Origin of the sequence: Sphingomonas sp. STIS6.2, from assembly GCF_000732685.2 — a bacterium.
GTDB classification, from domain to species: domain Bacteria; phylum Pseudomonadota; class Alphaproteobacteria; order Sphingomonadales; family Sphingomonadaceae; genus Sphingomonas; species Sphingomonas aerolata.
In genome coordinates, this window is sequence record NZ_JPDP02000041.1 from 520,779 (window position 1) to 535,480 (window position 14,702).

The following is a 14,702-nucleotide window of genomic DNA, read 5'->3' on the forward strand; positions in this document are numbered from 1 at the left end:
TCCGCAAGTGGGCGGAAGCGGACAGCGATCCAGCGCGCCTGCTCCCTTGAAACCCCGGCGAGAAATCGGCATCGCGTCGGGCATGGCCGCACCCGTCAACATCCTCCATCTCCATTCCTCGTTCGACCTTGGCGGGAAGGAGGCGCGGGCGGTGCGGTTGATGAATGCGTTCGGCGATCGCGCCAAGCACACCATCGTGTCGGGCGTGCCCGATGCGCTGGGCGCGCAGGGGGCGATCGCCAAGGGGATCCGCTACGAGATCGCGCAGAACCCGCCGCCGCTGACGGGCAAGCCGTCGGTCGCGCGCTACGAGGCGATCGCGCAGTATATGCGGCGGTTCGACCTGGTGCTGAGCTATAACTGGGGGGCGATCGACGGGGCGATGGCGCGCCGCGCGTTCGGCAAGGGCGCGCCGCCGCTGGTCCATCACGAGGACGGTTTCAACGCCGACGAGGCGGGCGGGCTGAAGATCGAGCGCAACATCTATCGCCGCCTCGCGCTGGGCGCGGCGCATGCGCTGGCGGTACCGTCCGAGGTACTCGAGGCGATCGCGCTGAAGACCTGGAAACAGCCGCGCGATCGGGTGCACCGGATCGTGAACGGCATCGGCACCGCTTATTACGCGCAAAAGCCCGAGCCCAAGGCGATCCCGGGGTTCGTCCCGAAGGCGAAGGAGGTCGTCATCGGCGCGCTGGCGGGCCTGCGCGAGGTGAAGGACCTGACCGCACTGGTGCGTGCGGTCGGCGGCGTGTCCGGGCGGGTGCGGCTGGTGATCGTCGGCGAAGGGCCCGAGCGCGCGCGGATCGCCCAGGCGGCGGCGGCAATGGGGATGGCCGACACGCTCGTCCTGCCGGGATTTCTCGACCGGCCCTATCGGTATATCGGGCATTTCGACATCCTCGCTCTGTCGTCGCGCAGCGAGCAGTTTCCGATCTCGGTGGTCGAGGCGATGGCCGCCGGCCTGCCGATCGCGAGCTATCCGGTCGGCGACGTCGGGCGGATGGTTGCGCCTGAAAACCTGCCGTTCATCACCGAAGCGCCGAGCGAGGTGCGGCTGCGCGATGCACTGCAGGCGCTGGTCGCGGATCCCGCGCTGCGTGCGTCGATCGGCGCGGCGAATCAGCGGCGCGCGCGCGCCGAATTCGACGAATCGGTGATGATCGCGCGCTACCGTGCGCTGTACGAAGAGGCGCTCGGCAGACCCGGCGCGCTAACCTAGGTCTTAATTTGCTCGCACGCTGCGTCCTTGCGATATAGGGGGCCGTATTTTCCGGGAGAGGTGACGTCGTGTTCAAGGGCCTGAAGCCTATCGTCTATAACGGTCGCGAAGTGTGGCCGCTGGTGGAAGGCGGCAAGGGAGTCGCGGCGACCAACCATGCGTCGGCCGGAGCTTGGGCCGCTGCGGGTGGCATCGGCACGGTTTCTGCCGTGAATGCCGATAGTTACGATCCAGAGGGCAAGATCATCCCGCAGGTCTATGCCGCGCTGACGCGGCGTGACCGGCATGAGGAGCTCGTCCAGTATGCGATCGACGGTGCGGTCCAGCAGGTCGAGCGCGCCTATGAGATCGCCGACGGCAAGGGCGCGATCAACATCAACGTGCTGTGGGAAATGGGCGGCGCGCAGCGGATCCTGCACGGCGTGCTCGAGCGGACGCGCGGCAAGGTGGCGGGCGTCACCTGTGGCGCAGGCATGCCCTACAAGCTCAGCGAGATCACCGCGTCCTACGGCGTCAGCTATCTGCCGATCGTCAGTTCGGGGCGGGCGTTCCGTGCGCTGTGGAAGCGCGCCTATTCGAAGGCGGCACAGTGGCTGGCGGCAGTCGTGTACGAGGATCCGTGGCTCGCGGGCGGGCATAACGGCCTGTCGAATGCCGAGGATCCGCTGAAGCCGCAGGATCCCTATCCGCGCGTGAAGGAACTGCGCGACGTGATGCGCGAGGGCGGTATCTCGGACGACGTGCCGATCGTGATGGCGGGCGGCGTCTGGTATCTGCGCGACTGGAACGACTGGATCGACAATCCCGAGCTCGGCACGATCGCGTTCCAGTTCGGCACCCGCCCGCTGCTGACGCGCGAAAGCCCGATCCCGCAGGGGTGGAAGGACGCACTGACGCGGATCGAGGAAGGCGACGTTCTGCTGCATAAATTCTCGCCGACCGGTTTCTATTCCTCGGCGGTGCGCAACCCGTTCCTGCGCAGCCTCGAGGCACGGTCCGAGCGCCAGATCGCGTTCTCGACGCAGGAGGCGGGCGACCACATCTTCCAGCTCGACGTCGGCGTTAAGGGCAAGAATTTCTGGGTGACGCGCAACGACCTGCTGCGCGCACGCCAGTGGTTCGGCGAAGGCTTCACCGACGCGCTCAAGACCCCGGACAACACGCTGGTCTTCGTCGGTCCGGAAGAGAAGGGCATGATCCGCAAGGACCAGGCAGACTGCATGGGCTGCCTGTCGCAATGCTCGTTCTCGAGCTGGGCGGATACCGAGACGAACTCGACGGGGCGGCTCGCCGACCCGCGCAGCTTCTGCATCCAGAAGACGCTGCAGGATATCGCGCATGGCGGCGACATCGACCAGAACCTGATGTTCGCCGGCCATGCGGCGTATAACTTCAAGAAGGACCCGTTCTATTCCAACGGGTTCGTGCCGAGCGTCGGGCAGCTGGTCGATCGGATCCTGACCGGCGACTGAGTCGGTCAGGGTAGGGGGGCAAAGGCATGACGCTGCATGCGTGGACGGTGTTCCTGGTCGCGGTGATCCTGTTGTGCGGGACGCCGGGGCCGAATATGCTGCACGTCATGACGCGCAGCATGACCTTCGGCGCGCGGCGCAGCCTGGCGGCGATGGCGGGGTGCCTGACTGCGCTGGTCCTCGTCCTCGCCGCATCGGCGGCGGGGGTCGCGGCGCTGCTGACGGCCTGGCCGCGGGTGTTCGATGCGCTGCGCTATGCCGGTGTCGCCTATCTGATCGTGCTGGGGATCAAGGCGTGGCGCGGTGCCGGCGGGCCGGTCGATCTGGGCGCCGACACGCTGCCGCGCACGATGTCGGCCGCACGGCTGTTCCGCGGCGGGTTCGTGATCGGGATCAGCAATCCCAAGCTGCTGCTGTTCGCAGCCGCCTTCCTGCCGCAGTTCGTCAACCGCGCCGCACCGCAGGGGCCGCAGTTCGCGATCCTCGTTGTCACCTTCGCGGTGGTCGAAAGCCTCTGGTATGCGGTCTATGCGATGAGCGGGCGGACGCTCGCGCGGCATCTGACGCGACCGGCATTGCGGCGCGCCTTCGACCGCGCGACGGGGGCGGTGTTCGTTGGCTTTGGTCTCGCACTGCTCGGAACGCGCGTCTGACGCGGCGGCTGAGGTTGCCGATCGGCGGGATAGCGCGCATACCGGGCGGATTGCGGCGCTTCATTCGGGCAAGCCACGACTGAGAGACGTATCGCGCTCCCGCTCCCTGCCGGGATTATCAGATGACCACCACGCCCAGCGTCGATGTTGCGCCCATTTCGCGTGCGATGAACGTACGCGTCACCGAGGCTCAGGCCGTCGCGATGTGCGCCAAGCACAAGGCCGAGATCAGCGCGATCGAATCGCTGCCGTCGGGCGGGACACGGATCGTCCTGATGAACATTGCGGATGCCGCGACGGTCGCCAAGGCGTTCGGGTCGAAGGTCCTGACGGGCACCGTCCAGCGGACCGGCTGGATCCGCGCACGGTGATCTGAAGGGCAACGCGCGGACCTTCAGGCCCGCGCGCGCCAAGCGTTTCAGTCGGCGACCGTGCCGACCACTGCGCCGCCGGCACCACCGACCGCTGCACCCTTTTCGACGCTACCGCCCGTCGCCGCGGCGACACCCGCACCGCCGGCTGCACCAATGCCTGCGCCCTTGAGCGTCGAGCAGGCGCTCATCGAGACGGCGGACGCGATCAGCAGCGCGGAAACAGCAATCTTCTTCATGGGATACTCCTCTTTCTCTCCGGGGGTATCCAACAAATGCCGCACTGCGGAATCGGTTCCGGGCTCAGGCGCGGGGCCGTCAGGCCCAGCCTTCGAGCACCTGATCGGGCGGACGATGGCCATCGGCCCACATCCGGATGTTCTGGATTACCTTCTCGCCGGTCGCGATCCGCCCCTCGAACGTCGCCGATCCCATGTGCGGGAGCATCACGACGTTATCGAGCGCGAGCAGCCGCGGATCGATCTGCGGCTCGTGACGCCAGACGTCGAGCCCGGCGCCGGCGAGCCGGCCCGCCTCGAGCGCGTCGACCAGCGCGGTCTCGTCGACCACGCCGCCGCGCGAGGCGTTGATGAGGAAGACGTGCGGGCGCATCAGCGCGATCCGCCGCGCGTCGATCATGTCCCGGCTGTCGGCGTTCAGCGGGGTGTGGATCGTCACGATGTCGACTGCGCCGAGCAGCTCGTCGAGCGAGGGGTGCCACGTCGCCCCGAGCGCCTGTTCGAGAGCGACGGGGAGGCGGCGGCGATTGTGATAGTGGATCGAGAGGCCGAACGCGGCGGCGCGGCGCGCGACCGCCTGTCCGATCCGGCCCATCCCGACGATGCCGAGTGCCTTGCCGCCGATCCGGTGGCCGAGCATCCCGCCGGGGCTCCAGCCGGTCCATGCGCCCGAGCGAACGAGCTTCTCGCCCTCCGCCAGCCGCCGCGGCACCGACAGGATCAGCGCCATCGTCATGTCCGCGGTGTCTTCGGTCAGCACCCCCGGCGTGTTGGTGACGATGATCCCGCGCGCACGCGCCGCCTTCAGGTCGATATGGTTCACGCCCGCGCCGTAATTGGCGATCAGGCGAAGGCGATCGCCCGCGCCGGCGATCAGCGCGGCGTCGATATCGTCGGTCACGGTCGGGACCAGCACGTCGCAATCGGCCATCGCCGCGGCCAGCTGGTCGCGGCTGAGCTTGGCATCGCCGTGGTTGTTGGTCGTGTCGAACAGCGCCGCCATACGGTCCATGACCGCATCGGCGAGTTCGCGCGTGACGATCACCTTGGGGTTGGGGCAGCGCCGGGTGTCGGGCCAGCTATCGGGGCGTGGATCGGGCATGACCGTGGCTTGGCGAACGTCATCCACGGCGTCAACGATGGAGCGGCAAAACCGCGCTGCGATCCGTGGAACGGCGGCGCGCGCGCTTAGCAGTTGAAACCGCCGCTGCGGTGGCGATAGAGCTTGGCCGGACACGAACCGCGTCGGCAACAGGACATCAGCATGCGCATTCTCGCCTTCGGGCTCGCCGCCCTCGTCACGGCGGCGCTGGGCACCGAGCCTGCCGCCGCCGCGGATCCGGTGCGCAAGCTTCCTTATTATGCCTCGATCTCGGCGGGTCGCGCGCGGTTGCGGACCGGCCCGGCCCGCGCCTATCCCGCCAGCTGGCTGTATCAGCGTGCCGACCTGCCGGTGCGCGTGATCGCGATCCACAAGGAATGGCGCAAGATCGCCGATCCGGACGGCACCGAAGGCTGGATGCAGGCCAATTTGATGAGCAGCACGCGCACCGCGATCGTGCGCGGCACGACCCCGATCGCGATTCTCGACCGCCCGAGTGACACCGGACGCCTGCAATGGCGCGCGGCCCCCGGCGTGGTCGGTCGGCTGAGCCAGTGCGGCAATGGCTGGTGCAAGATGGACATCAAGGGACAGGCCGGTTTCGTGCGCGTCGACGCGCTGTGGGGAGTCGATGCGGACGAAGCGCTGCCCTGAACGATGACGCGGCATCGCACCCGGATCGCGTCATGCGGATAGAGCGCGACGATCTGACGCGCGATGCGGTCGTCGATCTGGTCGCGCTGCACCAGCGCGCCGCGCACGCCAATTCGCCGCCGGGCTGTGTCTTTGCCTTCGACCTCGCCGGGCTGCGAGATCCGTCGGTGATCGTGTGGTCGGCCTGGGACGAGGCGGGGGGCGAGTCGACGCTGCTCGGGATCGTCGCGGTGAAGCGGCTCGACGCGGGGCATTGCGAGCTGAAATCGATGCGGACGCATCCCGATCATGTGCGCCGCGGGGTCGGGGCGGCGCTGCTCGATCATGCGACCCGCCATGCCAGAGACATGGGCGCGACCCGGATCAGCCTCGAGACCGGGAGCAACGCCGCCTATGCTGCGGCGCGCGCGCTGTACGAACGCGCGGGCTTTGTCCGCTGTAAGCGGTTCGGGTCCTATCCGCCCTCGCGGTTCAGCCGATATTACACACTTGGTCTCTGACGCCGTCGACGCGGTCGGGACCGGCTTGACGGCGCGGAACGTGCCCGGCACGCGCGGCGGATGATCGACGCCATGCCCGTGCCGAGCCCGATGATCGCCGCGGCGGCGCTGGGCGTGCTCGGTGCCATCGTCGGCAGCTTCATCGCTGCGCTGGTGATTCGCTGGCCGGAGGACCGGTCGGTCGTTCGCGGGCGGTCGGCGTGCGACGCCTGCGGGCGGACGCTGACCGCGCTCGATCTCGTCCCGCTGGTCAGTGCGCTGCTGCTGCGGGGGCGGTGTCGGTCTTGCGGTGCGCAGATCGATCCGCTGCACTGGCGGATCGAGGCGTGCGGGCTGGGGATCGGTATTGCCGCCGGGCTCGTCGCGCCGGGGCAGGCCGCCTTGTGGGGCGCGGCCTTTGGCTGGCTGTTGCTGGCACTCGCCGCCCTCGACCTCGTCGCCTTCTGGCTGCCCGACCGCCTGACCCTCTTGCTGGCGCTCGGCGGCGCGGCGGGCGGTGTCGCCGGACTGGCGCCCGACGGAGTCGACCGGCTTATCGGCGGGGCCGCGGGGTTCGCCCTCCTTTGGGCGATCGCGGCGGGCTATCGCCGGATCCGCGGACATGACGGGATGGGCGGCGGCGATCCCAAGCTGTTCGGTGCGATCGGGCTGTGGCTCGGCTGGCAGATGCTGCCCGCCGTGTTGCTGATCGCCAGCATGGTCGGGCTCGGCGCGGTGCTGACGATGCGCGTCGGCGGCAAACCCGTGACCGGGCAGACCGCGATGCCGTTCGGCGCATTGCTGGCGATCGCGGCTTATCCGGCCTGGCTCTTCATGATAGCGTCGGGCGGATGATGCTATTGCTTATCGCCGCGGCCGTGCAAGCCGCCACGCCCGCCAAGACGGTGCCCGGCGACACCACCAAGGCTCCCGCGACGCTCGGTCCGATCGGCAAGCAGGCGATGCCCGCACGGGGATGCGCGGCGTATCTCTGGTCGACGGGCGACCGCGCGTTGGTGGCGATGGCGACCGCCGACTCGGCTCGGCTGCGTCTCGCGGTCGACGGCAAGCCGGTCGATTATGCGCGAGTCGACGAGGCCGGCCCGGGTGGCTACGGCTTTGCCGGGGTGACGACCTATCGCGGTGGCGATCTGACCGTCGCGCTCGACATGACGATCGTCACGCGCGAGGATCTGGCGTCCGGCGCGATGGTGCCCAATGCGACGCTACGGCTCGAGCGGCCGGGCCGTGACACCATCGTCCTTCCGGTGGCCGGCATGATCGGCTGCGTGTGAATCGCCGGATGACGGAAACCAACCCAAGTTTCGTGCGTTGCGAGGGATTAACGGGGATGAATCGAACGCGGTCGCCCTTCGAAAGGGGATCGTGTTTCCTGTGACGAGTTCGACAAGACGGCACTATTGGCTCGCGATCGCTCTGGCGGCGAGTGTGGCCGCTCCCGGCGAAGCCCAGCTCGCAAAGCCCGGTACCGCGCCCGCAAAGGGACCCGACGCACCCACGGCCGAGCAGCGATCCGACACAGGCGTCGCCGATCCCAAGGGCAATGCCCCGATCGTCCCCGACGCGGAATTCAACCAGGCGCTGCCGCCGCTTTCGAACGACATCAATGCACCGCTCGAGCCGATGGCGAGCGAGACGGCGCCCGTGACCCCCGCGACGGATGTGACCCCCGCGACGACCGCGACGGGCGCCGCATTGCCCCCCATCGGTCCCGAAGATCCGCAGCTGGTCGTGCCGCTTCCCGCACTTGCTAGCTACGACACGGCGCCGCTGGCGACCGCTGCGGACATCAAGGACAAGGATGCGCCCGAGATCCGCTATGATACGGAGATCAAGGGTCTGGCCGATGCGGGCGACGGGCTCGAGGCGCGCTACAAGGCGCTGTCGGCGCTGAAGGGCGGCGGCAAGGCGGCGAACACGACGCAGGTTTCGGCGCGCGCGAAGGAAGACGAGGCGCTGGTCGTCCGGCTGCTGAAGTCGCTCGGCTATTATGACGCGACCGCGATTTCCACGATCGAGGCGGTTCCCGAAAAGCCCGGCCGGCTGAAGGCGATCGTCAGCGCGCAGCCGGGGCGGCTCTACACGCTCGGCTCGATCGACGTGAAGACCGCGCAGACCATTCCGCCGGATCTGGTGCGCAGCCAGTTGCCGCTGAAGGTCGGCGATCCGATCCAGGCGGACCGGATCCAGGGGGCGGAGGCCAATGTCTCGCTGATGCTGCCGCAGATGGGCTATCCGTTCGTCAAGGTCGGCGGGCGCGACATCTTGCTCGACGACGAGGCGCAGGTCCCGACCGGTGCCTATACGCTGCCCGTCGATACGGGGCCGCGCGCCTCGTTCGGGCAGTTGCGCACCGAAGGCGACGCGGTGTTCGACATCGAGCATCTGAACGTCTTTCCGCGGTTCGAGGAAGGGCAGCTCTACGACAACCGGATGACCGACGACCTGCGCGACGCGCTGGTCGCGACCAGCCTGTTCCAGAGCGTCTCGGTAGTGCCGCAGCGGACCGGCCGCACCAACCCCGACGGCACCGAGCAGGTCGACCTGCTGGTCCGGCAGGAAAAGGGCCCGGCGCGCACGCTGGGCGGCAATGTCGGCTTCTCGACGGGGCAGGGCTTCCGCGCCGAGGGGACCTGGCAGCATCGCAACCTGTTCCCCTATGAGGGTGGCCTGCTCGCGTCGGTGATCGCGGGGACGCAGGAACAGGGGCTTGCGGGCACGTTCCGTCGCGCCAATGCCGGGCGTCGCGACCGCACCTTCAGCCTGACGGCGGGGGCCAATCATTCGAACTACGACGCCTATGAGGCGTTCACGACGAGCGTCGGCATCCGCTGGAGCTATGATTCGACGCCGATCTGGCAGAAGCCGATCACCTATTATTATGGCGGCGAACTCGTCGGCACGAACGAGAGCGTCTATGACTTCGCGCAGGGGCGAAACGTCCGGCGCACCTACGGCATCGTCGCGCTGCCCGGACAGCTGCTGTTCGATCGCTCCGACAGCCTGCTCAACCCGACCAAGGGGTTCCGCCTGCGTTTGAACGCCAGCCCCGAAACATCGGTGCAAGGCTCGGTCAAACCCTATGTCCGCGCGATGGTTGAAGGGACCTTCTACTATCCCGTGTCGAGCAGCATCGTGATCGCCGGCCGCGCCAAGGCGGGAACGATCCAGGGCGTCGCGCGCGACGATCTGGCACCCTCGCGGCGCTATTATGGCGGCGGCGGCGGATCGGTCCGCGGCTATGGCTATCAGCGGCTCGGGCCGTTCGATCCCAATGGCGATCCGGTTGGTGGCCGCTCGCTCAACGAGTTCGCGCTCGAGGCGCGCTACCGGTTCGGCGATTTCGGCATCGTGCCGTTCATCGACGCGGGTAACAGCTATGAGAGCAGCACGCCGAACCTGTCGAGCCTGCGCTACGGCGCGGGTATCGGCGGTCGCTTCTACACCAGCTTCGGTCCGATGCGCATCGACGTCGCGACGCCGCTGAACCCACGCGAGGGCGACGGCAAGGTCGCGCTCTACATCTCGATCGGGCAGGCATTCTGATGGCCGAAAACGGCGCACCCCCTGCCGACCAGGGACCTATCGATCAGGCTGACGACAGCGTCGTAGCCCGGCGGCCGCTGTGGCAGCGGATCCTTAAGGGGATCGCCATCCTGGTCGTGGCGCTGATCGCCCTCGTGCTGATCGTGCTGTTCGGGATCAACACCGATCCCGGCCGCCGCCTCGTCGCGGATCAGATCGGCGGCTATACGACCGCGTCCGGCCTCAACATCAAGGTCGGCCGGATCGACGGATCGATCTACGGCGCGATGACGCTCAGCGACGTTCGCGTGTCGGACCCGACCGGCGTGTTCCTCACCAGCCCGAAGCTGCGCGTCGACTGGCGCCCGTTCGCCTTTGCCAGCAACCATGTCGACGTCCGGTCGCTGACCACGCCACTCGTCACGCTGCAACGGCGTCCGGTGCTCAAGGCGACCCCGACCGATCCCAACGCGCCGCTGCTGCCCGATCTCGATATCGACGTGAACCGGCTGGTGATCGACCGGTTCGTGATCGGCAAGCCGGTGACGGGCCAGACGCATATCCTCAAGATCGACGGCGCGGTCCATATTGCGGACAAGCGTGCGCAGCTGACGACCAACGCTGCCGCGCTGACGGGCCCCGGCATTGCTGGCGGCGACCGACTGATCCTCAAGCTCGACGCGGTGCCCGAACAGAACAAGCTCGACGTGAACGTCAAGCTGACCGCGCCCGTTGGCGGTGTGGTCGCGACGATGGGGTCGCTCAAGGCACCGTTGACCGCGACGGTCGACGGCCGCGGAAGCTGGGCCGCATGGCGCGGTCGTGCGGTCGCGACGCTGGGCGGCGGCGAGCTCGCCAATCTCGGCCTGACCGCGAAGAACGGCCATATCGAGGTGCGCGGCGCGACCCGCCCCGGCCTCTATCTCGAAGGACCGGTCGAGCGCCTGACCGCGCCGCAGCTCGACGTGGCGATCGACACGACGCTGAACGACCGCAAGGCCGACACGCGCATGACGCTGAAGTCGGATGCGCTCGCGGTCGATGCCGGTGGCCTGATCGATCTCGCCAACAGCCGGTTCGCCAACTTCGCGGTCGACGCGAAGCTTCTGACCCCGGGGGCCATCCTGCCCAATCTGCGCGGTCGCGACGTCACCGCGCGCGTCGTCCTCGACGGGGCGTTCGCGACCCCGACCGTCGACTACAAGGTCCGGGCCGCGACGATCGCCTTTGGCGAAATGGGTGTCGAGAACCTCTATGCCGAGGGTCTTGCGCGCGTGAATGCCGACCGCATTCTCCTGCCGATCAAGGCGCGCGCACGTCGGGTGACCGGGCTGAATGCGGCGGTTGGCGGTCTTGCGACCAACGTCGCGATCGACGGGGACTTCGCGATCTCCGGCGTCAACGTCCTGTCCGACAATCTCAAGATCCGTTCGGACAAGATCGACGCGACCGCGGTCGTCGTCGCGAACATGTCGACCGGACGCTACACCGGCGCGCTCAAGGGGCGGGTCAACAATTACCGCGTCGACGGGATCGGCATCGTCAACCTGACGACCGATGCGAAGCTGGTGCCGGGCCCCAATGGCGGGTTCGGCATCACCGGCCGCGTCGTCGCGCAGACCGCGCAGATCTTCAACGAGGGCGCGCGCAGCTTCCTCGGCGGCAACGCGATCGTCCGGTCGGACATCGGGTACAGCCCCGAGGGGATCGTGACCTTTCGCAACCTCCGCATGAACGCGCCGCAATTCCGCGTGACGCGCGGCGAGGGTCGGTTCGATCCGGCCACCGGCGCCGTGCTCGTCAACGCGGATGCCTATTCGACCGTCTACGGTCCGCTCTCGGCGCGGGTCACGGGCAGTGCGACTGCGCCGGTCGTCGTCCTGCGCGCGCCGCGTCCGGGCGTCGGCGTCGGGCTGGTCAACCTTCAGGCGCGGGTCGTCGGGCGTAACGGCGCCTATGCCGTCGTCGCGAGCGGCGGCACCAATTACGGCCCCTTCACCGCCGATGTGCTGGTCACGCCGGGCACCCAGCTTGCGGTCGACGTGCGCCGTGCGGTCTTCGCGGGCATCGTCGCGCGCGGCCGGATCGTACAGAGTGCGGCGGGGCCGTTCGCCGGTGCGCTACAGTTCGCGGGGCAGGGGCTGACGGGCAATGTCCGTCTCGCCAACCAGGGCGGGTATCAGCGCGCCGATGTCGCTGCGCGGGCCTATGGAGCGAAGATCCCGGGCATGGTCGATTTCACGATCGGCCGCGCGATCGTCGATGCCAGCGCCGTGCTGTATCCCAAGGCGCCCGAAGTGATCGCCGACGTCCAGATCGCCGACATGCGCTACGGCGAGGTCGTGTTGTCCGCCGCACGCGCGAAGGTGAATTACGTCGGTGGCAGGGGCACCGCCCAGGCACTGGCGACGGGGTCGAGCGGCGTACCGTTCCGCCTCGCGATGAATGCGAAGCTGAGCCCCGATAACTATCTGGTCGCGCTGAAGGGGCAGGCGAACGGGATCGATTTCCGCACCGCCAATCCCGCGCGGATACAGGCGACCCAGGGCGTCTATCGCCTTTCGCCGACCCGGATCGACTTCGGTCAGGGGACCGCGGCCGGCGCAGCGCGTCTTGCCGGCAGCTATGGCCGCGGGTTGAACGCACAGGCGCGGCTCGACAAGCTCGACCTGTCGGTGCTGAGCGCGCTGATGCCGAATCTCGGGATCGGCGGCACCGCGACTGGCAGCCTCGACTTCGCCCAGGCCAGCAGCACCGCGGTGCCGACGGCGAACGTCCGTGCGACGGTGAGCAACTTCACCCGCACGGGAATCGCGGCGGTGTCTGATGCGGTCGACATCGTGTTCGCCGGCACGCTCAATGCCGATGGCGGGACCGGCCGCGCGCTGGTCCGGCGCGGGACGACGGTGGTGGGGCGCATGGTCGCTAATCTCCGGCCGCTGGGCGCTGGCGCGTCCTGGTCCGAACGGCTCATGGCGGCACCGCTGTCGGGTGGCATCCGGTATAACGGGCCATCGGCCGTGCTGTTCAGCCTGGCCGCGCTGCCCAATCAGCAGCTGTCCGGGCCGATCGCGATCGCGGCGGACTTCTCCGGGCGTGTCCAGGCCCCGCGTCTGAACGGCATCGTACGGGCCGACTCGCTCACCTACGACAATGAGGTCTACGGCACGCGGCTGTCGCAGATGGCGATCAACGCGCGGTTCAATAACGACCGGCTCGAACTGACGCAGCTGCGGGCTCGTGCCGGCAATGGCAGCGTCCAGGCACAGGGCAGCGTCGGGCTCGCAGCGGACAGCGGCTTCCCGATCGACCTGCGCGCGACGCTCGACAATGCACAGCTCGCCAAGAGCGACGCGCTGAGTGCGACGACGACCGGGTCGGTGCGGTTCACCTATGGCCGCGATGGCGGACTGCTCAAGGGTGACCTGCAGATCCCGGAGGCGCGCTACGAGATCATCCGCCAGGGTCAGGCGGAAGTCGCCGAGCTGACCGGCATCCGTCGCAAGAGCGAGATCCGGCCCGCGCTGCCGACCGATCGTCCCGCGCGGCCCGCGCCGCCGAGCCTGATCAAGCTCGACCTCCGGGTGCGGGCGCCGAACCAACTGTTCGTGTCCGGCATGGGTCTCGAATCGGAATGGGAGATGGACATGCGGATCACCGGCACGTCGACCGCGCCGGTCGTCACCGGTGGGCTCGACATCGTCCGCGGTACCTATTCGTTCGCGGGCAAGCGGTTCGAGGTCAATCGCGGCACGATCCGCTTCCGTGGCGGGGCGCTGACTGATCCGGACATCAACATCCAGGCGACGACGACCACGAACAACATCACCGTCGTCATCAACGTCACGGGCACCGGCCAGCGGCCGCAGATCGCCTTCACCTCGACCCCGGCGCTGCCACAGGACGAGGTGCTGAGCAGGCTGTTGTTCGGGACCAACCCCGAGAATCTCTCGGCGACCGAGGCGATCCAGCTGGCGTCTGCGCTCAATTCGCTGCGCGGATCGGGTGGCGGGCTGAACCCGCTCGGCAAGCTGCGCTCGGCGACCGGCTTCGATCGTCTGCGCGTCCTTGGCGCCGACGAGGCCAGCGGGCGTGGCACTAGCCTTGCGGCAGGCAAGTACCTGACCGACAACATCTATGTGGAGATCGTGACCGACGCGAAGGGCTTCACCTCGACCCAGCTCGAGATTGCCCTGACCAAGGCGCTCAGCCTGCTCTCGTCGGCCGGCGCGCAGGGCGGGACCAATGCCAGCGTGAAATACTCCAAGGACTATTGATCGCCTCATCCCGTGGCGGCGCGGATCGCGCCCGCCACGGGATCTCGCTTGATCGGTGATTTCAGCTTGCGGTCAGGCTCGCGCGTCCATTGACGTCGCGTGTGCGGGCGCGGCGATGTTGCGCGAAGGCCTGATCCGTTCGTGAGACGATGCCGGGTGCCCGGGCTTTCCGCCGGCGACGTGGTGGTCCGTTCGGACTGATGACAGGAATGACGGCTGTCGCTGATGCATGACCCGATACGGTCTTGCAGGGCGGCTCTACGCCTGTGCCACGTGGCGGTCAGCGCACGGGGCAATGCCGTTCGCGGCGGGCCGGGGGGTTCAGGCCGGGCTGGATCTTAAACTACTATAGTTGAACGTCGGTAAATTGGCCCGGTGCCGATGGAAGCCGAACCACGAAACCGCGGATCTTTCCAAAAACGCCGGGCCGGCACCTGTTTACCAGGGGCGCATCGAGTCGCCATAGACGAGCGAAAGAATGAACTTCAGCACTTTTTTCTCCCTTATTCACGCCGTTTCGGACGCTTGATAAAGTTAATCAGGCGTTAATTGAAACACAACATGGTTTATTGATCGTTAACCATGTTTACGTGTCGTAATGGGAGGCTTAACGCTATCTTCAGTATCGGCAGCTAGCGTTTCGGAGATGAATGACCGGTCGCATCTTCCTTCCGACTGCCGTTGCGACGT

At 67.8% G+C, this 14,702-nt stretch carries 12 protein-coding genes; 10 read left to right on the forward strand and 2 right to left on the reverse strand.

The window, feature by feature from the left end; all coding sequences use genetic code 11:
* Positions 1 to 82 precede the first annotated feature (82 nt).
* From sphst_RS08730 to sphst_RS08745, 4 genes are all read left to right on the forward strand, one after another.
* Positions 83 to 1,219 (forward strand): glycosyltransferase family 4 protein, encoded by a 1,137-nt coding sequence (locus sphst_RS08730; protein ID WP_031395837.1) that lies wholly within the window; start codon positions 83 to 85, stop codon positions 1,217 to 1,219.
* A 68-nt stretch (positions 1,220 to 1,287) separates the two neighbouring features.
* Positions 1,288 to 2,691, forward strand: a complete 1,404-nt coding sequence (locus tag sphst_RS08735) for an NAD(P)H-dependent flavin oxidoreductase (RefSeq protein ID WP_031395838.1) — start codon at positions 1,288 to 1,290, stop codon at positions 2,689 to 2,691.
* Positions 2,692 to 2,717: 26 nt separating this feature from the next.
* Entirely contained in the window at positions 2,718 to 3,344 is a 627-nt protein-coding gene (locus sphst_RS08740; protein ID WP_031441353.1) for a LysE family translocator, read from the forward strand.
* Positions 3,345 to 3,466: 122 nt separating this feature from the next.
* Positions 3,467 to 3,715 carry a hypothetical protein gene (locus sphst_RS08745; RefSeq protein ID WP_234387515.1) on the forward strand — a complete coding sequence of 83 codons (249 nt, stop codon included), beginning with the start codon at positions 3,467 to 3,469 and terminating at the stop codon, positions 3,713 to 3,715.
* Positions 3,716 to 3,762: 47 nt separating this feature from the next.
* Here sphst_RS08745 and sphst_RS08750 read toward each other — a convergent pair whose 3' ends face one another.
* Together sphst_RS08750 and sphst_RS08755 are read right to left on the reverse strand one after the other, a co-directional pair.
* Entirely contained in the window at positions 3,763 to 3,954 is a 192-nt protein-coding gene (locus sphst_RS08750) for a hypothetical protein (protein ID WP_031395371.1), read from the reverse strand.
* Positions 3,955 to 4,033: 79 nt separating this feature from the next.
* Positions 4,034 to 5,056, reverse strand: a complete 1,023-nt coding sequence (locus tag sphst_RS08755; RefSeq protein ID WP_056406258.1) for a 2-hydroxyacid dehydrogenase — start codon at positions 5,054 to 5,056, stop codon at positions 4,034 to 4,036.
* A 162-nt stretch (positions 5,057 to 5,218) separates the two neighbouring features.
* Here sphst_RS08755 and sphst_RS08760 point away from each other — a divergent pair, with 162 nt between their 5' ends.
* The 6 genes from sphst_RS08760 to sphst_RS08785 all read left to right on the forward strand — a co-directional run bounded on the left by sphst_RS08760 (position 5,219) and on the right by sphst_RS08785 (position 14,012).
* Complete coding sequence (locus sphst_RS08760) at positions 5,219 to 5,710, forward strand: SH3 domain-containing protein (RefSeq protein ID WP_056406260.1); 492 nt, start codon at positions 5,219 to 5,221, stop codon at positions 5,708 to 5,710.
* 32 nt (positions 5,711 to 5,742) lie between these two features.
* Positions 5,743 to 6,210: a GNAT family N-acetyltransferase gene (locus tag sphst_RS08765; protein ID WP_031396287.1), complete on the forward strand. Its 468-nt coding sequence runs from the start codon at positions 5,743 to 5,745 to the stop codon at positions 6,208 to 6,210.
* A gap of 60 nt (positions 6,211 to 6,270) precedes the next feature.
* Positions 6,271 to 7,044, forward strand: a complete 774-nt coding sequence (locus sphst_RS08770) for a prepilin peptidase (protein ID WP_234387516.1) — start codon at positions 6,271 to 6,273, stop codon at positions 7,042 to 7,044.
* Positions 7,041 to 7,484, forward strand: a complete 444-nt coding sequence (locus sphst_RS08775; protein WP_052380969.1) for a hypothetical protein — start codon at positions 7,041 to 7,043, stop codon at positions 7,482 to 7,484. Before sphst_RS08770 ends, sphst_RS08775 begins: the two co-directional genes overlap by 4 nt.
* 100 nt (positions 7,485 to 7,584) lie before the next feature.
* On the forward strand, positions 7,585 to 9,756 hold the full coding sequence (locus sphst_RS08780; protein ID WP_199848937.1) for an autotransporter assembly complex protein TamA: 2,172 nt from the start codon (positions 7,585 to 7,587) through the stop codon (positions 9,754 to 9,756).
* Complete coding sequence (locus sphst_RS08785) at positions 9,756 to 14,012, forward strand: translocation/assembly module TamB domain-containing protein (protein ID WP_031394140.1); 4,257 nt, start codon at positions 9,756 to 9,758, stop codon at positions 14,010 to 14,012. Before sphst_RS08780 ends, sphst_RS08785 begins: the two co-directional genes overlap by 1 nt.
* Positions 14,013 to 14,702 lie beyond the last annotated feature (690 nt).